Here is a 23429-nt window from a genome sequence, read left to right as displayed (position 1 = left end):
TTGACTTCTATTCACGCGCCTATGACTCTGCATGACCATATGCAGGCCGGGCAAGGGGCAGCGGATGATCAAGTTCGACGCAGTCAGCAAGCGATACCCGAATGGCACCACCGCCGTGGACGGGCTGTCCCTGGATCTCCCTGAGGGCGGGGTCACCGTCCTCGTCGGCTCGTCGGGATGCGGGAAGACGACCACCCTGCGGATGGTCAACCGCATGGTCGAGCCGACATCCGGCACGATCAGCGTCGGCGGCCGCGACATTCTGGAGGCGGACGCCGCCGAGCTGCGCCGCGGCATCGGCTACGTCATCCAGCAGTCCGGTCTCTTCCCTCACCGTACGATCCTGGACAACATCGCGACCGTCCCGCTGCTGCTGGGCTGGGGCCGGCGCAAGGCCCGCGCCCGCGCCGCCGAGCTGCTGGAACTGGTCGGTCTGCCCGCCGACGCCGGCAAGCGCTATCCGCACCAGCTCTCCGGCGGCCAGCAGCAGCGCGTCGGTGTCGCCCGTGCGCTCGCCGCCGACCCGCCGGTCCTGCTGATGGACGAGCCGTTCGGCGCGGTCGACCCCGTCGTCCGCACCCAGCTGCAGAACGAGCTGCTGCGGCTCCAGGAGGAGCTGCGCAAGACGGTCGTCTTCGTCACCCACGACATCGACGAGGCGGTACGGCTGGGCGACCGGATCGCGGTCTTCCGCACCGGCGGCCGGCTCGTCCAGTGCGCCCCGCCCGCCGAGCTGCTGGCCCGTCCGGCCGATGACTTCGTCGCCGACTTCCTGGGCGCCGAGCGCGGGCTGAAGCTGCTCTCGCTCACCACCCTCGCGGATGTCCCCTACGCGCCCGGCCGGGAGATACGCGCGGACGAGCCGGTCGGCGCGATATCCCGCGACGGCGACCGCTGGCGCCTGGTGACCTCCCCGCGCGGCGAACCACTGGGCTGGCTGGACACCGACGCGTTGCCCGCCGGCGGCACGGCCGGCGAGGCGCCCCTGGAGGCCGTCCGTCCGCTGCGCGACAGCGACTCGCTCCTCTCCGCGCTCAACGAGGCGGTCTCCTCCCCGGCCGCCGCGGTCGCCCGGGTCACCGCCGACGGTGTGCTGACCGGCCTCACCTCCCGCGACGCCATCCACGAACGGGCGGGCCGCAGCCACGCGGAGGCGGGCCGGGCGGCGGCCGCCACGGAGCCGGCCCCGGAGCCGCCCGTCGCCAAGGACGCCGAGGACGGCAAGGACGCCAAGGACACCGACGACGCCGCGTCCCTCAAGACCGCCTCCGCCCCGGAGCCCTCCGCATGACCATCGAGTGGGGCTGGTTCCCCGACCACGCCGACGAGATGGCCGAGCTCACCGCGGACCATCTCGCCACCGCCGTCCCCGCGGTCCTCCTCGGCCTGCTGATCGCGCTGCCGCTGGCGGTCCTCGCGCACCGTGTACGGCCGCTGCGCGGCTTCGTCCTCGGTGCCTCCAACATCCTCTACACCATCCCCTCCCTGGCGTTCTTCGTCCTGCTGCTGCCGGTCACCGGGCTGACCCGCACCACCGCCATCGTCGGTCTGACCGCGTACACCCTGGTCGTGCTGGTGCGGAACACCGTCGAGGGCCTGGACGCGGTCCCGGTCAAGGCCCGTGAGGCCTCCCAGGCGATGGGGACCAGGCCGCTGCGCACCCTGCTCACCGTCGAGCTGCCGCTCGCCCTCCCGGTGATCATGGCGGGCGTACGGGTCGCCACCGTCATGTCGATCTCCCTGGTCAGCGTGGCCAGTTACATCGGCTACGGCGGCCTCGGCCAGCTCTTCACCGACGGCTTCCAGCGCAACTACCCGACCCCGGTCATCGCCGGGGTGGCCCTGACCCTGCTGCTCGCCCTGGTCGCCGACGCGCTGCTGGTGACCGTCCAGTGGCTGTGCACCCCCTGGCGGCGCGGCACCTCCCGGCAGCGCACCTCTCTGTGGCGGAAGGCAGCGTGACGCGCCGATGCTCGAACTCCTGAAGAACCTCCTCTCCTGGCTGACCAGTCCGGCCCAGTGGTCCGGCCCCGAGGGCATCGCCGCGCGCATCCTGGAGCACCTGGAGTACTCGGTGCTCGCCACTCTCGCCGCGGCCGTGATCGCGCTGCCTATCGGCCTGCTCATCGGGCACACCGGCCGCGGCGCCTTCCTCGCCGTCAACCTCTCCTCCTTCGGCCGGGCACTGCCCACCGTCGGCCTGGTCACCCTGGTGTTCCTGGCGGGCGGGCTGAGCGTCTGGCCGGTGTATGTGTCCCTGGTCGCGCTCGCCGTGCCCGTGATCATCACCAATACGTACGCGGGGATGGCCGCCGTCGACCCCGAGGTCAAGGACGCCGCCAAGGGCGTGGGGCTGCGCGGCCGCCAGGTCCTCTGGCAGGTCGAACTCCCGCTCGCGCTCCCGCTGATCATGACGGGCGTACGGCTGGCGACCGTGCAGGTCGTCGCCACCGCCACCATCGCCGCCTATGTCAGCTTCGGAGGGCTGGGTCGCTATGTCTTCGACGGCCTGGCGCAGCGCGACCTGGTGCAGGTCCTCGGGGGTGCGGCCCTGGTCGCCGTGCTCGCCGTCGTCGCCGACCTGGCGCTGGGCGGTCTGACGCGGCTGCTGTTCCGCGGCCGCCCGGCCACCGCCCGCTGAGCGTCCGCCGCTCCCGTCCCCTCCGTACGTCCCGAGGAGTCCCGCCCATGAACCGTCGTACCGTCCTGACCACGCTCCTCGCCGGCGCCTCCGCCCCGCTGCTGGCCGCCTGCTCCTCCGGCATCACCTCCCTCAAGGGTGACGGCGTCGGGGGCGACAGCGGCAGCAGCAGCGGCGGACTGACCATCGGCACCGCCAACTTCACCGAGAACCAGATCCTCGGCTACCTCTACGCGGGCGTGCTGAACGCCGCCGGCGTCAAGACCACCGTCAAGCCCAACCTCGGCTCCCGCGAGATCGTGGTCCCCGCACTGCGCTCCGGCGATATCGATCTGCTCCCCGAGTACCAGGGCAGCCTGCTGCTCTACCTCGACGAGAAGGCCACCGAGACCGAGGCGGGCGCGATGCAGAACGCGCTGGCCACCGTGTTGCCGAACGGCCTGGAAGTCCTCCCGTACGCCGCCGCCGAGGACCGCGACAGCTTCGCCGTGACCCGGGAGACCGCCGACCGCTACGGGCTCAAGACGCTCGCCGATCTGCGCAAGGTCAACGGCAGGCTGGTGTTCGGCGCCGCCGCCGAGATGAAGAAGCGGGTCGTCGGCGTCGTCGGCCTCAAGGAGCAGTACGGCGTGGAATTCAAGGAGTTCAAGGCGCTGGACTCGTCCGGACCGCTGGTCAAGGGCGCGCTGAAGAAGGGCGACATCGATATCGCCAATGTCTTCACCACCGATGTCGACACCGCGGAGAACGGCTGGGTCCTGCTCGGCGACCCCAAGAACCTGATCCCCGCCCAGCACATCGTCCCGCTGATCGCCTCCCGCAAGGCCGACTCCAAGGTCCGCAAGGCCCTCGCCCGCCTCGGCAACACCCTCACCACCCCCCAGCTCACCGAGCTCAACCGCCTCGTCGACAAGGAGAAGCGCGACCCGGACCGGGTGGCCGAGGCCTGGCTCAAGAGGCAGAAGCTGGGCTGACCCCGGGGCCGTCGTAGCGGAGCGGCAGTCCGAAGAGCGGGAACAGCCGCTCGGTGTCCAGGAAACACTGCAGTGCGGTGACCCGGCCGTCCGCCGCCTCGATGACCTGGATCGCCCAGGGCGTGCCGTCCGCACGGTACTGCCCGAACGCCGCCCGGCCGTTCGCCCTGACCGGCACCAGATGCGACCCCTCGCAGCCGCAGCCCGGCCCCAGCAGCCACTTCAGGATGTCGGCGCGGCCGCGCAGCCACAGCGCGTACGGCGGCATGGACAGCGTGGAGTCCTCGTGCAGCACGGCCGTGAGCGCGTCCATGTCGAACCGCTCGAAGGCGTCGACATAGCGCCGGAGCAGTGCCTGCTGGGCGTCGTCCAGGGGCTGCGGCGAGGCGTCGGCGGTGGTGTCACCGGATGCGGCGAGGGTGGCACGGGCCCGCTGCAGCGCGCTGTTGACCGAGGCGACCGAACTGCCCAGCAGCTCGGCGACCTCGCTCGCCGACCAGCTGAGCACCTCCCGCAGGATCAGCACCGCCCGCTGCCGGGGCGCCAGCCGCTGCAGCGCGGAGATGAAGGCGAGCCGGACCGACTCCCGGGCGACGGCGGTCTCCGCCGGGTCCCCCGCGGACGCCAGCACCCGCTGGTCCGGGACGGGCCCGACCCAGGTCGTCTCGGGCAGCCCCGTGCCGATCGGAGTGTCCACGCTCGACGGGGAGGCGAGATCCATCGGCCGGGCCCGGCGGCGGCTGCCCTTGAGCAGATCCAGGCAGACATTCGTGGCGATCCGGTAGAGCCAGGACCGCAGCGAGGAGCGGCCCTCGAACCGGTCGTAGCTCCGCCAGGCCCGCACCATGGTCTCCTGCACGGCGTCCTCGGCCTCGAATGCCGATCCCAGCATCCGGTAGCAGTAGCCGGTCAGCTCGGTACGGTGCGCCTCCAGCCGGTCCGCCGGCTCCCCCGGCGACGCGTCCGGTCCGGCACCGTACGCCGTCGCGGATCCGCTCCGCGCCGTGGCTTCGCTCATCGAGGACCGTTTCATCGAGGATCCGCCCATCCGCCCGTCGGCCGACCGGTACACACGCCCCGACCGTACCGGAGCGCCCGGCACCAGTCTGCTCCCCGGCCCTGCGCCGTGCGGCCGGAGAGCGGGCCCGGCGGCCTTCCGGGACTCGCCCCCCGCGGTGTCACTCCCGCCGGAGCTCCACCGCCGACCCGCGCTCCGAAAGGCGCGGGGCGCACAGGATGCGCTTGCGGCGGACCCGGCGGCCCTCGATGGCGGCGACCGCGAGGCGGGCGGCCTCCTTGGCGATCTCGGTCAGGCCCCAGTCGACGGTGGTCAGGGGCGGGGTGAGGACCCGGGAGACGGGGTGGTCGTCGAAGCCGACGACGGAGAGGTCGCGGCCGACGGTGAGGGAGGCCTCGGCGGCGGCCGCGTAGACGCCGTAGGCGATGGAGTCGGAGAAGCAGAAGACGGCGGTGGGCGGGGCGAGCGCACCGGCCGGCCGGCGGCCGTCCGGGCTGTTGGCCAGGACCCGGCGGGCCATCGCGGTCGCCGCGTCCAACTCCTGGGGGCAGGGCAGGACTTCGACCTCGATCCCGAGGCGGTCGGCGGCCTCGCGGACATAGACGTCGGCGGGGCGGTCGGGGGTGGAGGGGCCGGTGGGGGTCAGCACGGTGACCCGGCGGTGGCCCAGCCCGCGGAGGTAGTCGAGGACGGCGTCGATGCCCGCCCGGTTGTCGAAGAGCACCTCGCCCGCCGTACGGGCCCGGCTCAGCGCATCGCCGATGGAGACCACCGGCACGGCGTCGGCGATCTTCGACCAGCCCTCGGCGGACGGATCGACGGGTGACACCAGCAGACCGTCCACCCGCTGGTCACGGAGCTGTTTGGCGAGGGTCAGTTCACGATCCGGGTCGCCGCCCGCGTCGAGGATCAGCGCATAGCGGTCACCGGCCAGCAGCTCACGCCCTATGGCCGCCATCAGCTGCTGCTGCCACAGGTCCTGCAAGTCACCGGCGAGCACCCCGACCGTGCTCGTACGGCCGCTGGCGAGCGCCCGGGCGATCGGGTCGGCCTCGTAGCCGAGCTCGGCGGCCGCCTTGCGCACCCGCTCCTCGGTCTCCTTGGAGACATGCTTGCCGCGCAGCGCGTAGGAGACGGCGGCGGTGGAGAGTCCGGTGGCCTCGGCCACCTCGCGGAGGGTGGTGCGCTTATTGGGCCTGGCCATGTCCGGAAGCCTACCGTTCCTAAGGGGTGTCTCCCTTAGCAATGCTGGCCGGTATTGGCCGCATCACCGTGAGCCGGACTGGGTCCGGTTCCGCTCCGAACGGTCTTGAGCGCGGGGAGCAGCACGGGCTGGTCGCCTTGGCCCCGGCAGGTCTTGTCACCACGGTGTGGCGTGCCTGTGGTCCTGGGCGGGCCCGTGGTCCCGCGCGCCCTGTGGCGGGGCACGGTCTGGCCGGTAGCTCTCCGCCCGGCCATCCTCCGGTGGCGGGCGGTCACACCTGGCCGACGCCGTGCCCCGTATCCCAGGGCGCGCCTGCCGATGGCCACCGACGCGGCATGATGCCTGGTGACCGTGGACTGGTGGGCTTGTTGCTGGAGGGGGCGCTGCCAGTGCTGTGCTCCCCAGCGAGAGGTGTATGCCGGGTCGACCGCGACCACGACCAGGTCCCGGTGGTAGGCCATGCCGCGCAGGCGTTCCCGGAAGCGGGCAGTGGGGATTCCCGCCACAGTGCGGCGGAAACTCTTGCCCCGCTGGCCGCGCCCCATGGTTTCGCGGCCGGTCTGCCGGGCTTCGGTGAAGCCGAGATTCTCGATCGCGATACCGACGCAGCCGTATCGCTTGACCAGGGCGATCAGTTGGCTGAGCGCGGCGCGCAAGCGCCCGTCTCGCTGAGATGCAGGGCCACTGAGGTCGGTGGTGATGGTGCAGGGTTCACCGATGGGGTTGCCGTGGGCGTCGATGACGCAGGCGGCGAGGTGGTCGGCGTTGAAGTCCACCCCCAGCAGCCGCGCACCGGCCTTGGTTAGCTCCTCCGGGGTGAGCGGTGCCGAGGCCGGGGTGGACCAGGACGCGTCCAGGTACCAGCGCCCGCGCGTCGGATCACAGACGATGTCGTAGCGCACTGCGCGGTGGGCACTCACCCGGCCCAGCCACTCCTGCCGCCTGTGGTGGAAACCGACGGTGCATGAGAGGCGGTAGCGCCCGCGAGGGGCATTGGCAAGGTGCCGCAGCGAGCCGGGCAGCACGATCGTCACGCTGCCGTCGGCCGGGTCCACGGTGATCGTGTAATTGCCGTACGGGGCACCGGATTCCCCGTCGGCGGTCAAGAACATGCGGGCGGCGTCCCACCTGCGACGCCACTCGTGCTCCGTGAGCTGTGCTTCCGGCAGGTTGTGCCGGACCTTCGCCAGCCGCCTGCCACCCACCACAACCGCCGGGCGACCGTCCTCGATACGCCGCTCGACCTCGGCCAGCCGTGCAGTCAGTACACGAAGATGGCGCTGCTTCTGGAAGCGTTCGACCTGATCAGCGTAGCCGCGCACACCGTGCTCGCGGCGCCCACAGGGTGCCTTCAGGCGGGCGGTCACCTTGCGGACCGCCCGGCGCAGTCTCCGCGCCCGCCCCGAGCCTCCTCCTCTTCCAGTCCCAGCCCCTTCCCCTCCGCCCCACCCCTTGACAGGAGCCGTGTTAATCGGTTCACTTAAACGCATCAGTTAATCGATTAAGTGAACCGATTAAGAACGGTTAACCAGAGACCGGAGACTGGAGGAGCGGCACCGTGCCCACCGACGTCCACCAGCACCTCTGGCCACCCGAGTTCCTCGCCCTGCTGCGGTCCCGCACCGCGCCGCCCCGGCTCGACGGCTGGACGCTGCACCTGCCCGGTGAGCCGCCGTACGCCGTCGACCCCGCCGACCACGACATCGCGGCCCGCGCCCGGCTCGCCCGCGCCGACGGCCTGGACCTCGCCCTGGTGTCGCTCTCCAGCCCGCTCGGCATCGAATATCTGCCGCCCGCGGAGGCCGGCCCCCTGCTCACCGCGTTCCACGACGGCGCGCTGGACCTGCCCGCCCCCTTCGGCGTCTGGGCCTCGTCCTGTCTCTCCGCTCCCGAGCCGGACACCGCGGCGCTGCGGCGCGAGCTGGCGCGCGGCTGCGTGGGCCTCCAGCTCCCCGCCACCGCACTGCTCGACGCCGCGGGCTGGGACCGCTGCGCACCGCTGCTGGAGGTCGCCGCCGAGCAGGACAAACCGCTGTTCGTCCACCCCGGCGCGGCCCCGGCCGCCGAACCCGCCGCGCCCGCCTGGTGGCCCGCCCTGGTCCCGTACGTCCAGCAGCTGCACGCCTCCTGGTTCGCCTTCCGCGCCTTCGGCCGGCCGCGCCACCCGGACCTGCGGGTCTGCTTCGCCGCGCTGGCCGGTCTGGCGCCGCTGCACGGTGAACGTCTGGTCGCCCGCGGCGGCGGCCGGGACCGCGGCCGGGTGGACTGCCGCGCCTTCTACGAGACGTCCTCCTACGGAACCCGTGCGGTGGACGCCCTCGTACGGGCCGTCGGCATCGATGTGGTCGTCAGCGGCAGCGACCGCCCGTATGCCGCCCCCGTCCTCCCCGACCTCGGCGCGGACGCCGCCGTCCACGCCCTGCGCCATGCCAACCCGGCCCGCCTGCTGGGCCCGACGAAAGGAGCCCGCCCATGACGGACACCGCCTCCCAGGCCGACACCGCCCGTGAGGTCCCCGACGGCGAGCAGCCGTTCACCGCACTGCCCGAGCGCAACCTCGGCAAGCGCGAGCTGCAGGCCCTGGTCGACCGGCTCGCCGCGCGCCCCGACCTGTGGCGCGAGCAGGTCGCGTTCTCCGACACCGAGCGGCACTACGCCTCGCTGTACCGCGACGAGTTCGTCGACGTCTGGCTGCTGTGCTGGACCCGGCAGAACGACACCGGCTGGCACGACCACGACCTCTCCTCGGGGGCGGTGCGCGTCGTCCAGGGCGTCCTGACCGAGTCCAACCCCCGCATCGGCGGCGAGCATCTGGCCACCGCGGTCGGCGCGGGCGCCTCGTTCTGCTTCGGGCCGGACCACATCCACCGGCTCACCGGGGCGACCGACGACGCGGTGTCGGTGCACGCCTACTCGCCGCCGCTGTGGCGTCTGGGCCAGTACGACATCACCGAGGACGGGCTGATGCGGCGGGTCTCGGTCTCGTACGCGGACGAGCTGCGGCCGATGGACGCGACGACGGCCGCCTGAGCCGGCCGTTACCAGTAATTAACCGCGGTAATCGATCCCACCTATTGACCTTCCATTCACCGCCATCGATCCTGCATGAATCCATACAGGCGCGACCCGAGGCGGACTCATGGCAGGTGTGGTCGAACAGCGCTCGATCGACGTCGTCCCCGACGACGAACGGCACGGCAGCGCGGTCAGCCAGTTCACCCTCTGGCTGGGCGCCAACCTCCAGATCACCGCCGTCATCACCGGCGCCCTGGCCGTCGTCTTCGGGGCGAACGCCTTCTGGTCGCTGATCGGGCTGCTGCTCGGCAACCTCCTGGGCGGGGCGGTGATGGCGCTGCACTCCGCGCAGGGGCCGCGGCTCGGACTGCCGCAGATGATCACCTCCCGGGCCCAGTTCGGGGTGCGCGGTGCGGTGGTCCCGCTGGCGCTGGTCATCGTGATGTACATCGGGTTCTTCGCCAGCGGCAGCGTGCTGGCCGGGCAGGCGGTCGGCGAGCTGACCCACCTCGGCGAGACGCCGGGGATCGTGCTCTTCGCCGCGGTCACCGCCGTCGCCGCGGCCGTCGGCTACCGCCTCATCCACACCCTCGGCAAGATCGCCGGCCTGGTCTGCGCGCTGGCCTTCGTCTACCTCGGCATCCGGCTGGTGCAGCGCGCCGACCTGGGCGCCCTCCTCGCCGACCACCGCTTCGGGCTGCCGGTCTTCCTGCTCGCCGTCTCGCTCTCGGCCTCCTGGCAGCTGGCGTTCGGCCCGTACGTCGCCGACTACTCGCGCTACCTCCCGCGGCACACCTCGGCGCGCGCCACGTTCTGGTGGACGCTGTCCGGATCGGTGCTCGGCTCGCAGTGGTCGATGACGTTCGGCGCGCTGGCGGCCGCCGCGGCGCCGGCCGCGTTCGTGGGCCACGAGGTCAGCTACATCGTCGGTCTGGGGGGCGCCGGACTGATCGCCTCGTTCCTCTACTTCGTCATCGCCCTCGGCAAGCTCACCATCAACATCCTCAACACCTACGGCGGCTTCATGTCGCTGGTCACCAGCGTCAGCGGCTTCCGCGGCCAGCGCACCCTGTCGCCCCGCGGCCGCTCGGCCTACATCGCCGGGATCATGGTGGCCGGCACCGCCGTCGCGCTCCTGGGCAAGGACTCGTTCCTGACGTCCTTCAAGGACTTCCTGCTCTTCCTGCTGACGTTCTTCACGCCCTGGTCGGCGATCAACCTGGTCGACTACTACCTGATCTCCAAGGAGCGCTACGACATCCCGGCGCTCAGCGACCCGGCCGGCCGCTACGGCGCCTGGAACGTCCGGGCGCTGACGGTCTATGTCCTCGGCGTGCTCGCCCAGCTCCCGTTCCTGGTCACGCACTTCTACACCGGCCCGCTGGTGGCACCCCTCGGCGGCGCCGACATCTCCTGGCTCGTCGGACTCGCCGTACCGGCCGTCCTGTACTGGTTCGCCGCCCGTCACGACACCGCCCGCACGGCCGAGCCCGGCACGCGCGAGGGGGAGCGCTCCCCCGCCGGATTGGGGGGTTAGCCCCAGCGCGCCGCCCGCCCGCCGTCCGTAGTCTCGGCAGCATGGCGACACACGACCCCGATCTGCGCAAGGAACTCGACGCGACCCTCCAGACGCGCAAGGAGCTGGGGCCGGAGTACGAGTCGGAGCTCCTGGAGTCCTTCCTGGAGAAGCTGGACGCGAACGTCGACCGGCGGGTGCGGCGGCAACTCGCCGAGCAGCAGATCCAGGTGGCGCGCGGCACCCTGCCGCCCCGCCGCGCGGGCCACGGCAGGGAGTTCTGGGAGCGGTTCGGGGTCGCCGCCCTCTCGCTGGTGCTGGCCATCCCGCTGTCCACGGTCGCGGCGGTCCATACCGGGGTGCCGGGCCTGCTGGTGACCTGGGCCGGGATCGTCGGCGTCAACGCCGCGCACGGCACGGTCCGGTGGAATTCGCTGCGCCCGCGTACGGGCCGCCGCGAGGGCGCGGCGGACTGAGACTCCGTCGGGAGCGGTGCGGGGAGATGTTGCGGGGACCGCCACACCCCGGCCGGAGCCGGGGGCGGGACGACGGCGGTCCCCGCAAGGGACGCGCGCCCGGGTCAGGGCCGGTCGTCGCATCCGGGCGGCGACGGTGGAGGTCCGGGAGCCGCTCCGGAGGTCCTTGTCGCCGTGCATCCCAATGTGCCTGACGCGTGTTAAGCCCGTGCTGCGAGCACATGACGCATACGTGCACCGTGCGGCGACGGCCCGTTTCCTGACGGCCACTTGACGCCGTGACGGATACGGGAACGGGCCGGGGCCGCGGCCGGGGCGCCCGGCGGCCGCCACGGGGGACGGCCGCCGGACACCACTGCTACTTGCCGGCCTCGCGCGCCAGATAGGCCAGCAGGTCCTGCCGGCTCACCACGCCCTTCGGCTTGCCCTCGACGAGGACGATCGCGGCGTCCGCCGTCTCCAGAACCGCCATCAGATCGGCGACCGGCTCGCCCGAGCCGACCTGCGGCAACGGCGGGCACATGTGCTTCTCCAGCGGGTCGGTCAGCGAGGCGCGCTGGGTGAACAGCGCGTCCAGCAGCTCACGCTCGACGACCGAGCCGACGACCTCGGCGGCCATCACATCGGGGTGCCCGGCGCCCGGCTTGACGATCGGCATCTGCGAGACGCCGTACTCGCGCAGCACCTCGATCGCCTCGCCGACGGTCTCCTCCGGGTGCATGTGCACCAGCGAGGGCAGCGCGCCCTCCTTGTGCTGCAGCACCTCGCCGACCCGGGCGGCGGCGCCGCCCTCCTCCAGGAAGCCGTAGTCGGCCATCCACTCGTCGTTGAAGATCTTGGAGAGATAGCCGCGGCCGCTGTCCGGCAGCAGCACGACCACCACATCGTCCGGTCCGAGCTTCGCGGCGACCTCCAGCGCGCCCACCACGGCCATCCCGCAGGAGCCGCCGACCAGCAGGCCCTCCTCCTTGGCCAGGCGGCGGGTCATCTGGAAGGCGTCCTTGTCCGAGACCGCCACGATCTCGTCGGCGACCGTACGGTCGTACGCCGTCGGCCAGAAGTCCTCACCGACACCCTCGATCAGGTACGGGCGCCCGGAGCCGCCGCTGTAGACGGAGCCCTCCGGGTCGGCGCCGATGACCTTGACCTTGCCGTCGCTGGCGTCCTTCAAATAGCGGCCGGTGCCGCTGATCGTGCCGCCCGTGCCGACACCCGCCACGAAGTGGGTGATCCGCCCGTCCGTCTGCGCCCACAGCTCGGGACCGGTCGTCTCGTAGTGGGAGCGCGGATTGTTCGGGTTGCTGTACTGGTCGGGCTTCCAGGCACCGGGCGTCTCGCGCACCAGCCGGTCCGAGACGTTGTAGTACGAGTCCGGGTGCTCGGGGTCAACGGCGGTCGGGCAGACCACCACCTCGGCACCGTAGGCCCGCAACACATTGATCTTGTCCGTGGACACCTTGTCCGGGCAGACGAAGATGCACTTGTAACCCTTTTTCTGGGCGACGATCGCCAGGCCCACACCGGTGTTGCCGGAGGTGGGCTCGACAATCGTGCCGCCCGGCTGAAGCTCACCCGACTGCTCGGCGGCCTCGATCATCCGCACGGCGATCCGGTCCTTGACCGACCCGCCCGGGTTGAAGTACTCGATCTTCGCCAGGACGGTGGCCTGGATACCTCGAGTGACGTTGTTGAGCCGCACGAGCGGGGTGTTGCCGACTAGCTCAATCATCGAATCGTAAAACTGCACGGTGGTCTCCGCGGTCGGGGGCACGCTCTCCTGCGCCCGTGCGGCCAGCCTATTGCCCGGGTCCGTTAGAGGAGGGGTGCGTTGCGTTCCGTGCAGGAACGGGCAACACCCTGTTGTAGGAGTTCTTGCCGATTTCAAGCGCGTCCGGCCCCCGGGGCCGTGGCGCGCCCGCGCTGCACGGGGAGGTGCCCGGCCCATGCCGATGACGATGTCCAGGGCGAGAGTGGCCCGGCGGATCGCCACCGCCGCGGCGTTCGGCGGCGGCGGGGTCGGGCTGCTCGGCGTCGCCACCGTCGGGGTGCTGCTGACCGAGGTCCGGCTGGCCCGCCGTACGGTCGGCGGCTCCAGCGACATTCCACCGTGCGCCGACGGCCGCTACGGCGCCGCCTTCGGCCACCGCACCGACCGCCCGCCCCTGCGCCTGGGCTTCCTCGGCGACTCCACCGCCGCGGGCCAGGGGGTGCACCGCGCCTCCCAGACACCGGGCGCCCTGCTCGCCTCCGGCCTGGCCGCGCTCTCCGAGCTGCCCGTCGACTTCCGCAATGTGGCGCTGCCCGGTGCGCAGTCCGACGACCTGGAGCGCCAGGTGGAGCTGATGCTGGCGGCGGGCACCGAGGTCCCGGACGTCTGCGTCATCATGATCGGCGCCAACGACGTCACCCACCGGATGCCGCCCGCGCAGTCCGTACGCCATCTCTCCGAGGCGGTGCGCGCACTGCGCGCGGCGGGCTGCGAGGTGATCGTCGGCACCTGCCCTGATCTGGGCAGCGTCGAGCCGGTCTACCAGCCGCTGCGCTGGGTGGCCCGGCGGCTCTCCCGGCAGCTGGCCGCCGCCCAGACCATCGGCGTGATCGAGAGCGGCGGCCGTACGGTCTCCCTCGGCGATCTGCTCGGCCCCGAGTTCGAGGCGCGTCCGCGGGAACTGTTCGGGCCGGACAACTACCACCCGTCGGCCGAGGGCTACGCCACCGCCGCGATGGCCGTGCTGCCGACGCTGTGCGCCTCGCTCGGCCTGTGGCCGGAGGAGGAGCGTCCGGAGCCCGCCCGGGGCGAGGGCATCCTGCCGGTCGAGCAGGCGGCCGCCGAGGCGGCTTCCGAGGGCGGCACGGAGGTCACCGCCTCCCGGGCCCCCTGGGCGCTGCTCAAGCACCGCAGGCGCCGTCAGCTGCCGGCGGCGGAGACGACGGATCCCTCGGCCGTCACCCCGTGAGGGACCGGGCGGCGGCCCGGCGGTGAGCGACGCGCGGGGGAACGGGGCGGGGCCGTACGGGAATACCCGGCGGCCCCGCGCCGTTCCCATAAGCGCCCGCTTAGAAAAGAGGCCCGCATCACAGCACGCACCCCGTGACCTCAGCAGTACGTGCAGGTAACTTCCCTCACAGTCCGCCCTTTTCCCGCGCACCTGGAGCCGTGTGATGCCCGAAGCCGTGATCGTCTCAGCCGCCCGCTCCCCGATCGGCCGCGCCTTCAAGGGCTCGCTGAAGGATCTGCGGCCGGACGACCTGACCGCGAAGATCATCGAGACCGCGCTCGCCAAGGTCCCCGAGCTGGACCCCACCGACATCGACGACCTGATGCTCGGCTGCGGCCTCCCCGGTGGCGAGCAGGGCCACAACCTCGGCCGCATCGTGGCCGTCCAGATGGGGATGGACCACCTCCCGGGGTGCACCATCACCCGTTACTGTTCCTCCTCGCTCCAGACGACCCGCATGGCGCTGCACGCCATCAAGGCCGGTGAGGGCGATGTCTTCATCTCGGCCGGGGTCGAGACGGTCTCGCGCAGCGTCAAGGGTTCCTCCGACGGCCTGCCGGACACCCACAACCCGCTCTTCGCCGACGCCGAGGCCCGTACGGAGGCGCGTGCCGGGCAGGAGGGCGCCGACTGGCACGACCCGCGCGAGGACGGCCTGATCCCGGACGCCTACATCGCCATGGGCCAGACCGCGGAGAACCTCGCCCGCCTCAAGGGCGTCACCCGCCAGGACATGGACGAGTTCGGCGTACGGTCCCAGAACCTCGCCGAGAAGGCGATCAACGACGGGTTCTGGGAGCGGGAGATCACCCCGGTCACGCTGCCCGACGGCACGGTCGTCTCCAAGGACGACGGTCCGCGCGCCGGGGTCACCGTCGAGGGCGTCTCCGGCCTGAAGCCGGTCTTCCGCCCCGACGGCCTGGTGACCGCCGGCAACTGCTGCCCGCTGAACGACGGCGCCGCGGCGCTGGTCATCATGTCCGACACCAAGGCGCGCGAGCTGGGCCTGACCCCGCTGGCCCGGATCGTCTCCACCGGCGTCTCCGGCCTCTCCCCCGAGATCATGGGCTACGGCCCGGTCGAGGCCAGCAAGCAGGCCCTGCGCCGCGCCGGCCTCTCGGTCTCCGACATCGACCTGGTCGAGATCAACGAGGCGTTCGCCGCCCAGGTGATCCCGTCCTACCGGGACTTGGGCATCGACCTGGACCGGCTGAACGTCAACGGCGGCGCGATCGCCGTCGGCCACCCCTTCGGCATGACCGGTGCCCGTATCACCACCACCCTGATCAACTCCCTTCAGTGGCACGACAAGCAGTTCGGCCTGGAGACGATGTGCGTGGGCGGTGGCCAGGGCATGGCGATGGTCATCGAGCGGCTGAGCTGACCCGCGGCGAAGACGAAGCCGCAGGGGTGTGCGCGACAAAACGGACCAACTTCCGCCCCGCGCACACCCTTCGCGCTCGAATGAACACGGGCGGCGACACGGCGTGACCTGCGCCACTCGGTAACGAGATCGCGACCCAATCTCCCCCAGGATTGTGACCAACGCCCTGGGGGAGCAGTGTTCTTGCAGGTCAGCACGGGGGCACCCACACATACGAGCCCTCATTCCCCCTCCATTTCGGGACATACGGCACGAGGTGCGGTCGCCGACCACCGGCAGCCTGATGTAGGAAGTCGGAGAACATTCTGCTAACGGGAGTACGCCGGTGACCGAGCGGCTACCAGGTGTGATCCCGAGCGAGCGCATCAAGGGGGTCTCCCGTCCGACCGGCCGGGGGCAGTCCGTGTACCGATGCGCGGCCCGCGCGACCAGGGCCGCCGAGCGACGTGGGGAGGACGCATGAGCGAGTGCCCCGATCGAATCGAGAGGTGCGCGTCTCGCGCATGCGGCACCGAACGGAGAGAGGTTCCGGCGTGAGCGAGCGCAGCGAGCGAACCATTCAAGGGGGCGCGCCTCGCGCATGCGGGGCCGAGCGAAGCGAGGATTCGGCATGAGCGTCACCACCCTCTTCCTGCTGACGGGCGCGGCCACCGCCGTGGCGCTGGGCGCCGCCGCCCTGCGCACCGCCCGCGGCCTGCGCCACCAGATCGCCGAGCTGCACGCCGAGCTCCTCGCCACCCGTCAGGACACCCCGGCCGACGCCGCGGCGGCGCACCCGGCCACCGCGGCCATCCCGGCCGCCCGCACCGTCCCGGCCGCCGAGACCCCGCTGGCGGACATACGCGCCGCCGTCGCGGACGCCCTGGCCGAGGAGCGCGAGCGCGAGCTGGCCGAGGCCCGCGCCTTCTGGGCCGCGCAGGAGGCCCGGGACGCCGCCGACGCCCCGTCCCTGCTCGGCGGGCTCGTCGGCCTCGGTGACGAGGGCCTGCTGGACCAGCGCGAGCTGTCCGAGCGCCCGGAGTCCGACCGGCTCGACACCCAGCCGTTCCTGCCCCGGCAGGCGGATCTGGCCGGCCTGGAGCCGCTGCTGGGCCCGGACGCCCTGGAGGCGATGGAGTCCCTGGAGTCCATGGAGGCGCTGGAAGCCCTGGACGCGCCGGAGTTGGAGCCGGTCGAGGAGACCGAGTCCGCCGAGCTGGCCGCCGCGCGCCGGCGCCACCCCTCGCACCCGGACTTCTCCCCGTCCCCGGTGATCAGTGATCATGAGCGCACCGTGGCGCGCCTGGAGGAACTGGCACAGGACGCCACCCCGCTCGCGGACGTCCGCCCCGGCCCGCTGGGCACCCTGGACGTCTATGTCTTCGCCGACGGCACCACGCTCTGCCTGACCCCCGGGCAGCGCGAGACCGCGGAGCGCGTGGCCGGCGCACTGCACGCCGGGCGCACCCCCGTCCTGCTGGGCGGCTCCGGTATCTCCGGGGCGTACGCGCTGACCTTCTCCTGGGGCGAGACCCGCGAGGAGAGCGTCTACATCCTCGCGGACCGCGTCATCGCCTCACTCTGACCGCGGCGCGGCGGGCCCGGCACCCTTCAGCAGCGGTCCGCCACCGCCCGAACGCCTCGCACGGCCTCCGCCAGTTCGTCGGCGGGGGCCACTTTCGCGTCAGAGTCCGCCGTCCCGTCGGCCATCCGCGCCGCCGCGGCCCGCAGCGCCTCGACAAGGTCATGGCCGGCCACCGCCAGCTGGTCGCCGGCCGCGAACATCCCGGCGTCCGGCAGCTCGTACGGGGGCTCTCCCGGCCGCTCGATCAGCTGCGCCCGGGTCGCCAACTGCCGCGCCAGTGCGAGTCCTTCGGCCGCCGCGCCGCGGTCGAGCCTGCTCTGGGGCAGCGCGCGGAGGCGGTCGGCGAGGGCGTCCACGGCGGTCTGCAAGGGGGTCACGTCAAGCACGTCGTGAGCCTATGCGCCACTCCCGGGTGGTTGCCAACGCCCGAACGCTCAGGCACGGTGGGCTGAAGAACCAGCATCGACCGCGTCCGGAGGCGCCGATGTCTCAGCTCTTCTCCGAAGAGACCCACCGGAACATGCTCTCCCGTATCCCGCAGTGCACCGGCCGGGAAATCTCCGACTGGCTGCGCGCCGTTGACGAGGGCCCCGCCCTCTTCCGTTTCGATGAAAAAGTCAGCTGGCTCCGCGGCGAGCACAACCTCGCCTACGGCCACGCCAAGGCCATCGTCCACGAATACGACCTCAGGCGCGCCGCGCGCAAGTTCTGATCCACGGGCCGGGCCCAGTAGCCGGTCCGGCCCCGGACACTCACCTCATCCGACACCACTCACGCCGAAGGGCCCGCGGGCAGTTCGCCCGCGGGCCCTTCGACGGTGGTGCCCGACGCGCGAGGCGCCCGGCACCGGGGGTCAGTCGCCCCGGAGGATCGAGATCAGCCGCAGCATCTCCATGTAGATCCACACCAGGGTCAGCGTCAGACCGAACGCCGCCAGCCAGGACTCCTCACGCGGAGCGCCGTAGGCGATGCCGTCCTCGACCTGCTTGAAGTCCAGCGCCAGGAAGAGCGCGCCGAGGACCACGCCGACGATGCCGAAGACGATGCCCAGACCGCCGCTGCGGAAGCCGAGGCCCTCACCGCCGCCGAACACCATGAACAGCACATTGACCAGCGACAGCAGGACGAAGCCCATTGCCGCGATCATCACGAAGCGGGTGAAGCGGGCGGTGACCCGCACGATCCGCGTCTTATAGGCGACCAGCATGGCGACGAACACCGCCATCGTGCCCAGCACCGCCTGCATCGGGGCGCCGTTCATCTTCGGCAGGTCGTTGATGAAGCCGCTCAGCGCACCGAGGAAGAGGCCCTCGAGCACCGCGTACGCCAGGATCAGCGCCGGCGACGGCTTCCGCTTGAAGGACTGGACCAGCGCCAGCACCATCGCGACCAGACCGGCCCCGATGGCGAAGCCGAGGTTCTGGGTCAGGAACAGCCAGCCGACGGTGGCACCCGCGATGACCGTGCCCAGCGTCATGCCCGTACGCGCGACGACATCGTCCATCGTCATCGGGCGGGTCTGCGGCGTGTACTGCGGCGGTGCCTGGGTGACGTCCTGCTGGCCCTGGGCGTACGGGTTGGTCGCGTCCTGTGCGTAGGGGTTGCCGCCCTGCGCGTAGGGGTTCGCTCCGGCGTACGGGTTCGCGGCGGGGCCCCCGGCCTGCGGCGGCGCGTTGAAGCCCGCGTAGCCGGTGTCGCGGCTGAACCCCCGTCGCGAGAAGACCGGGTTGCTGCTCCTCATCTCACTCCTCCATGGCCGCCCTGCGCGGCCTTGACGGCAAGCGTAATGGCTTGGCAAAGGCGCGTCGCTAGTTCTTGAGCAGGATCTTTCCCTGAACCCGGGACGGCACATCCGCCATGAGGAGGACGTACGGGACGCCGGAGACGTGCCCGGGGCGGGGCCTGGACCGCGTTGCGCCACCGCCCCGCCGTTCCGCTGCCACACCGTCCCGCCGTCCGGTCCCGGGCATTTTGGGTATTCGATCTCCTGCCACCGTCTTGACGCCTTCTTGCCGCCCTCTTGTCATCGTCCGTTGTCGTCGTCCGTGGTCGACGGGCGGCGCCGTCGCACGTGAACTGGGATTTTCCTTCCGCTCCGCCCGGGGCTCCTTCCCGCTGCCGCCCGGACGGAATCCGATAAATGTCTGATCGCAACGGACGTCACCGGACGCGGCAGGCAACCGATTCGCGGGAGGGGCCGTCTTCCCTGCCGGCCGGAGCGTGTCCTGGTGGGTGGATCTGCAGGGCTGACGCAGGGTCAAGATCCGAACCCCGGAGTGCCCCATCTCGATGCTCCCGTGGCTCACCGTCCGTAGCGCTATGGGCGCGATCGGTTGTAATCCGAGGGTACAGATAGGGCTATTCTGGCGGGAAACAGCAGCGAAAGAGGGTTGAGGTGCCTGTGCCTGACGTCTCAGTAGTCGTCATCGTCTACAACGACGCCGACCGGTTGCCGACCGCGGTCCAGTCCGTGCTGGATCAAACGCTCCGGGACGTCGAGGTGGTGATCGTCGACGACTGCAGCACCGACCGTTCTTTCGAAGTGGCGCAGCGGCTCGCGGCCGACCACCCCGGGCGGGTCAGAGCCTTCCAGCTGCCGGAGAACAGCGGTGCGGGAGGCGAACCGCGGAACGTGGGCATCCAGCACACCGAGGGCCGCTACGTCATGTTCCTGGACAGCGATGACGTCCTGGAAATCAATGCGTGCCGCAATATGCTGGAAGCCGCCGAGGAATCCGGATCGGATATCGTTTCCGGTCTGTGCGTCCGGCTGCACAAGGACACCCGCAATCAGAAGCGCGACGAGTGGTACGCCTGGCTGTATTCCACGACCCGCACTCTGGAATCCGTCACGGAATTGCCGGACCTGTTCGTCTGGGACACCCTGTCCACCAACAAGTGCTATCGCCGTGATTTCCTCATCGAGAACGATCTCCGATTCCCCAAGGGGATGTTCTACGAGGACCTGATGTTTATCGCCGATGCCTATCTCGCGGCGGAGCGCATCACCCTGATCCCCAATCAGGTGTATTTCTGGCACGTATACGAACGGGCCGCCGTGAAGTCGGTGACGAACCGGCGCCACGAAATGACGAACTATACGCACCGGCTGGAGATCCACCGCCGCATCGACGCATTGCTGGCGGAGCGCGGGCTGGACGAGCTGAAGCTCGCCAAGGACGTGAAATTCCTCAAGCACGATCTGGTGCTGCATCTGCGGGACCTGCCGTTCCGCGACGATTCCTATCGCCAGGAGTTCTCCGAACTCTCCCGGGAATACCTCGAAAGCATCGCCCCCGAGGCGTACGAGCGGGTCCAGCCGATACAGGCCATCTGCGCCTACCTGCTCCAGCAGGGTGACTGGGACCACCTGATCCCGGCGGTCGACACCCTCATCAACCGTGACAAGGTCTCCTCACCGCTCGCCGAGCACGACGGCCGGATCTACTGGTGCGACGGCCATTTCGACGATCCGTTCGGGCGCGAGCTGCTGGACGTGACCGACATCGGCTACCACGAGAAGCCGGTCAACCAGCTGTTCCTGCGCAATCAGCTCACCAGCTTCCGCTCGTCCGGCAGGACGGTCTCGCTGGCCGGCCGGATCACCAACCCGCTCGGCGTCGTCCCGCCCGGCGCCCGCCTCAAGGGCGAGCTGGAGTTCAGTGCCCGGCGGCGCAGTCTGCAGTCCTTCCGCTTCCCGGTGCACGAGCTGCGCCACGACGGCGACACCCTCCACTGGGAGGCCGCCGCGGACCTCACCGCGAAGCTGCGCCCGCTGGGCATCGTCGACACCATCTGGGACGTACGGCTGCGCCTGGACGTGGACGGGGTGCGCACCACGACCCGGCTCACCGTCGCCGCCACCGGGCTGTCCGAGCCGCTGCCGGTGCGGCCGCGGCTGACACGGATGGTCGCCGACCACCTCGAACCGCATGTCTCGGCCAAGGGTCATCTGGCGTTCCGCCTGGTCAGCGAGGGCCACAGCGCCGAGCGCGTACAGGAGCTGATCACCCGCGGAGTGCGCGGCAAGCCGGGGACGCTGGCCAAGACCGGCTACCGCAAGGCGAAGGCGCTGCGCAAGAAGGTCACCTCCGGCGACAACAAACTCCGCGCCTACCACGAGGTGTTCTGCCGGCTGCCGGTCAAGAAGCGCACGGTGGTCTTCGAAAGCCACCTGGGCAAGCAGTACAGCGACAGCCCCCGCGCCCTCTACGAGGAGATGCGCCGGCAGGGCCTGGACTTCGAGGCGATCTGGTCGTACTCCGGGTCCCCGAAGGACTTCCCGAAGGACGTCACTCTCGTACGGCGCTGGTCGCTGCCCTACCTCAAGGCGCTGGCGCAGGCGGAGTTCTGGGTGGACAACCAGAGCTACCCGCTCAAGCTCACCAAGCGCCCGGAGACCACCTACCTCCAGACCTGGCACGGCTCGGCGCTGAAGAACATGGGCTTCGACCAGCCGGCGCTGAAGGCGCAGACCCGCCGGCAGCAGGCGGAGCAGCAGCGTTCGCTGGACCGCTTCGACCGTTTCCTGGTCCGCTCCGAGCACGATGTGCGCACGCTGGCCAAGGCTTTCCGGCTCCAGGAGAGGACGCTGCTGCGGGTGGGTTACCCGCGCAATGACGCTCTGGTGCACGCCCGGCAGCGGGAGGCCGAGCGGGGAGTACGTGAACGCGGGCCGCTCGCCGCGGAGTTGGGCATTCCCGAGGACCGGACCGTACTGCTTTACGCACCGACGTTCCGCAAGGCGGGCGGCCGGCACGGGCGCTTCGAATTGCCCTTCGACGTGGAGCGTTTCGCCGATCAGTTCGGCGACCGCTATGTCCTCCTGGTGCGTTCGCACTACCTCAATCATGTGGTGCTGCCACCGACCGTGCAGGGCCGGGTCATCGACGTATCGGCGCGCCACGATGTGACGCCCCTGCTGGAGCTGGCCGACGGGCTGATCACCGACTATTCGTCGGTGATGTTCGACTATGCGCTGCTCGACCGTCCGCTGGTGTTCTTCACCTACGACTACGACGCGTATGTGCACGAGGGCCGCGGCACCTACTTCGATCTGCTGGAGCATGCACCGGGCCCGGTGGTCCGTAACGAGGACGATTTCCACGAGACGATCAAGTCGTTCGAGTCGCAGACGCTGGAATACGCACAGCGCCGCAAGGAATTCGTCGCCAAGTTCGGCGAATACGACCGGGGCGACGCCGCCCGGAGCATCGTCGATCAGTTTTTTGCGCAGTGGAGCCGTTGATGACCAAGTCGAACGCAGCCGAGCCGCGGGACATCTTCTTCGTGTCCAACAGCGTCAACGAGCTGGGTGGCATCACCAGTTGGTCGCACCAGATGGCGCGGCTGTTCAGCGAGCGGGGCCACCGGGTGCACCTCGTCGGCGTGGTGCCGCCTCCCGAGGGGCGGGTCCACGAGATGGCCCCCGACGTGCCGTTCGGGACCACCACGCTGTACACCGAGCACCCGCCGACCGTCGCCCCCGTGCGCGGCCTCAAGGACAAGCTCAACCTGGTCGAGCAGCGCCGCCGGGCGGCCCGGGAGGCCGGGATGCGCGAGCAGGCGGCCAAGTTGAGCGCACTGTTCCGGACGGCGAAGCCGGGCGGTGTGGTGATCGTCACTCAGGTGTGGGCCATGGAGTGGGTCGCACTGGCCGATACCGCGGGTCTGACGGTGATCGGTATGAGCCATGAATCCTTCGACACCTGCCGCAAGTCCTCCCGGTTCGCCCGGGTCAAGCGGTTTTACCGGGACGTCGACCGGATGCTGACGCTCACCCGGGAGGACGCGGACCGCTGGATCCGGCAGCGGATGGACAACGTCGGCTTCATGCCGAACCCGCTGCCCTTCTTCCCCGAGGTGCCCTCGGACCGCTCCCACAAGTGCGTCGTCAGCATCGGCCGGCTGCACGAAGAGAAGGGCGTGGACCTGCTGTTGGAGGCCTGGGCCAAGGTCGCCCCGCAGCACCCCGACTGGACGCTGCGGGTCTACGGCTCCGGCGAGGAAGAGGGGGCGCTGCGCAAGCAGGCCGCTGAGCTGGGCATCGCCGCCACGGTCGCATGGATGGGCCGGACCGGTGATGTGCCGGGCGCGCTGCGGGAGAGCGCGGTCTTCGCGCTCAGTTCGCGTGGCGAGGGCTTCCCGCTGGCGCCCATGGAGGCGATGGCGACCGCTGTGCCGTGTGTGGCGTTCGATGTGGCGCCGGGCGTCCACGAGATCATCACGGACGGCGTGGACGGATTCCTCGCCCCGCCGGGCAATATCACCGAATTCGCCCGGCATCTCGACGCCCTGATGTCCGACAAGGAGCTTCGGGACACGATGGGCGAAGCGGCCCGGGAGAACATCCAGCGGTTCTCCACGGAGGAGATTGTCGGCCGCTGGGAGAGCTTGTTCGCGCTCGTGGAGCGCTGAGCCGACAACTCACAATGCGGGAAGGGGCCGTCGGCTTTCCCCGGCTGCCCCTTCTCGTTGAAAATTCAGTTAAGCTCCGCTGCGTGCGGAGTGCCCGGAGCCGGACTTGAACCGGCACGGCCCGTAGGCCAGCGAGGTTTAAGCTCGCCGTGTCTGCATTCCACCATCCGGGCCTGGGATCCCCCATGCCACCTCAAAGAGGGCAGCACGAGCGTAGCCCG

20 protein-coding genes and 1 tRNA gene are annotated in these 23429 nt (G+C 70.8%); 14 read left to right on the top strand and 7 right to left on the bottom strand.

All coding sequences use genetic code 11. The features are described 5' to 3' along the window. Positions 1-64: 64 nt before the first annotated feature. The 4 genes from SLV14N_RS24570 to SLV14N_RS24555 are packed head-to-tail and all read left to right on the top strand — an operon-like array spanning position 65 to position 3615. Positions 65-1291, top strand: a complete 1227-nt coding sequence (locus SLV14N_RS24570; RefSeq protein WP_263271088.1) for an ABC transporter ATP-binding protein — start codon at positions 65-67, stop codon at positions 1289-1291. Then, complete coding sequence (locus SLV14N_RS24565) at positions 1288-1962, top strand: ABC transporter permease (RefSeq protein ID WP_208683643.1); 675 nt, start codon at positions 1288-1290, stop codon at positions 1960-1962. Before SLV14N_RS24570 ends, SLV14N_RS24565 begins: the two co-directional genes overlap by 4 nt. Positions 1963-1969: 7 nt before the next feature. Then, a complete protein-coding gene (locus SLV14N_RS24560; RefSeq protein ID WP_208683642.1) occupies positions 1970-2641 on the top strand; it encodes an ABC transporter permease in 672 nt (223 codons plus the stop codon). 47 nt (positions 2642-2688) lie between these two features. Further along, complete coding sequence (locus tag SLV14N_RS24555) at positions 2689-3615, top strand: ABC transporter substrate-binding protein (RefSeq protein WP_208683641.1); 927 nt, start codon at positions 2689-2691, stop codon at positions 3613-3615. On the opposite strand, the gene SLV14N_RS24550 is transcribed toward SLV14N_RS24555, so the two are convergent. The 3 genes from SLV14N_RS24550 to SLV14N_RS24540 all read right to left on the bottom strand — a co-directional run bounded on the left by SLV14N_RS24550 (position 3593) and on the right by SLV14N_RS24540 (position 7204). Continuing rightward, the gene (locus tag SLV14N_RS24550) at positions 3593-4633 is read right to left on the bottom strand and encodes a sigma-70 family RNA polymerase sigma factor (protein WP_208683635.1); all 1041 of its coding nucleotides are present in this window, start codon (positions 4631-4633) and stop codon (positions 3593-3595) included. The genes SLV14N_RS24555 and SLV14N_RS24550 overlap by 23 nt on opposite strands. A 160-nt stretch (positions 4634-4793) precedes the next feature. After that, on the bottom strand, positions 4794-5837 hold the full coding sequence (locus SLV14N_RS24545; protein WP_263271087.1) for a LacI family DNA-binding transcriptional regulator: 1044 nt from the start codon (positions 5835-5837) through the stop codon (positions 4794-4796). Positions 5838-5872: 35 nt separating this feature from the next. Continuing rightward, on the bottom strand, positions 5873-7204 hold the full coding sequence (locus tag SLV14N_RS24540) for a hypothetical protein (RefSeq protein WP_263271086.1): 1332 nt from the start codon (positions 7202-7204) through the stop codon (positions 5873-5875). Between the two features lie 191 nt (positions 7205-7395). On the opposite strand from SLV14N_RS24540, the gene SLV14N_RS24535 reads away from it, so the two are divergent. The 4 genes from SLV14N_RS24535 (at position 7396) to SLV14N_RS24520 (ending at position 10844) form a co-directional block, all read left to right on the top strand. Further along, positions 7396-8313, top strand: coding sequence for an amidohydrolase (locus SLV14N_RS24535; RefSeq protein WP_263271085.1), 918 nt, complete (start codon positions 7396-7398; stop codon positions 8311-8313). Next, the gene (locus tag SLV14N_RS24530; RefSeq protein WP_208683631.1) at positions 8310-8867 is read left to right on the top strand and encodes a cysteine dioxygenase family protein; all 558 of its coding nucleotides are present in this window, start codon (positions 8310-8312) and stop codon (positions 8865-8867) included. Before SLV14N_RS24535 ends, SLV14N_RS24530 begins: the two co-directional genes overlap by 4 nt. Positions 8868-8976: 109 nt before the next feature. Then, entirely contained in the window at positions 8977-10389 is a 1413-nt protein-coding gene (locus tag SLV14N_RS24525; protein ID WP_208683629.1) for a cytosine permease, read from the top strand. A 41-nt stretch (positions 10390-10430) separates the two neighbouring features. After that, positions 10431-10844, top strand: a complete 414-nt coding sequence (locus SLV14N_RS24520) for a hypothetical protein (protein ID WP_208683627.1) — start codon at positions 10431-10433, stop codon at positions 10842-10844. A gap of 358 nt (positions 10845-11202) precedes the next feature. Here the strand turns inward: SLV14N_RS24520 and SLV14N_RS24515 are convergent, their stop codons facing one another. Continuing rightward, entirely contained in the window at positions 11203-12591 is a 1389-nt protein-coding gene (locus tag SLV14N_RS24515; protein WP_026170264.1) for a cystathionine beta-synthase, read from the bottom strand. Positions 12592-12787: 196 nt separating this feature from the next. Between SLV14N_RS24515 and SLV14N_RS24510 the strand changes: the two genes are divergently transcribed. The 3 genes from SLV14N_RS24510 to SLV14N_RS24500 all read left to right on the top strand — a co-directional run bounded on the left by SLV14N_RS24510 (position 12788) and on the right by SLV14N_RS24500 (position 16791). Then, positions 12788-13801 carry an SGNH/GDSL hydrolase family protein gene (locus tag SLV14N_RS24510; protein ID WP_208683626.1) on the top strand — a complete coding sequence of 338 codons (1014 nt, stop codon included), beginning with the start codon at positions 12788-12790 and terminating at the stop codon, positions 13799-13801. Positions 13802-14006: 205 nt separating this feature from the next. Continuing rightward, positions 14007-15227: an acetyl-CoA C-acetyltransferase gene (locus tag SLV14N_RS24505; RefSeq protein ID WP_263271084.1), complete on the top strand. Its 1221-nt coding sequence runs from the start codon at positions 14007-14009 to the stop codon at positions 15225-15227. Positions 15228-15837: 610 nt separating this feature from the next. Further along, entirely contained in the window at positions 15838-16791 is a 954-nt protein-coding gene (locus SLV14N_RS24500; RefSeq protein ID WP_263271083.1) for a hypothetical protein, read from the top strand. Between the two features lie 26 nt (positions 16792-16817). Here SLV14N_RS24500 and SLV14N_RS24495 read toward each other — a convergent pair whose 3' ends face one another. Next, a complete protein-coding gene (locus SLV14N_RS24495; RefSeq protein ID WP_127151335.1) occupies positions 16818-17177 on the bottom strand; it encodes a hypothetical protein in 360 nt (119 codons plus the stop codon). Positions 17178-17275: 98 nt separating this feature from the next. On the opposite strand from SLV14N_RS24495, the gene SLV14N_RS24490 reads away from it, so the two are divergent. Then, complete coding sequence (locus SLV14N_RS24490) at positions 17276-17503, top strand: DUF4287 domain-containing protein (protein ID WP_018093122.1); 228 nt, start codon at positions 17276-17278, stop codon at positions 17501-17503. Positions 17504-17644: 141 nt separating this feature from the next. Here the strand turns inward: SLV14N_RS24490 and SLV14N_RS24485 are convergent, their stop codons facing one another. Next, the gene (locus SLV14N_RS24485) at positions 17645-18532 is read right to left on the bottom strand and encodes a Bax inhibitor-1/YccA family protein (RefSeq protein WP_263271082.1); all 888 of its coding nucleotides are present in this window, start codon (positions 18530-18532) and stop codon (positions 17645-17647) included. Positions 18533-19192: 660 nt separating this feature from the next. Here SLV14N_RS24485 and SLV14N_RS24480 point away from each other — a divergent pair. Together SLV14N_RS24480 and SLV14N_RS24475 are read left to right on the top strand one after the other, a co-directional pair. After that, positions 19193-22039 (top strand): bifunctional glycosyltransferase family 2 protein/CDP-glycerol:glycerophosphate glycerophosphotransferase, encoded by a 2847-nt coding sequence (locus SLV14N_RS24480; protein WP_263271081.1) that lies wholly within the window; start codon positions 19193-19195, stop codon positions 22037-22039. Continuing rightward, positions 22039-23208, top strand: a complete 1170-nt coding sequence (locus tag SLV14N_RS24475) for a glycosyltransferase (RefSeq protein WP_208683616.1) — start codon at positions 22039-22041, stop codon at positions 23206-23208. Before SLV14N_RS24480 ends, SLV14N_RS24475 begins: the two co-directional genes overlap by 1 nt. 91 nt (positions 23209-23299) lie before the next feature. On the opposite strand, the gene SLV14N_RS24470 is transcribed toward SLV14N_RS24475, so the two are convergent. After that, positions 23300-23381 (bottom strand) — tRNA-Leu (locus SLV14N_RS24470). Positions 23382-23429: the final 48 nt, after the last annotated feature.

Source organism: Streptomyces sp. Je 1-4 4N24 (assembly GCF_026239515.1).
Lineage (GTDB): Bacteria > Actinomycetota > Actinomycetes > Streptomycetales > Streptomycetaceae > Streptomyces > Streptomyces nigrescens.
Note: the sequence above shows the minus strand (reverse complement) of the source record. Positions and strands in the feature narration are given on the sequence as shown.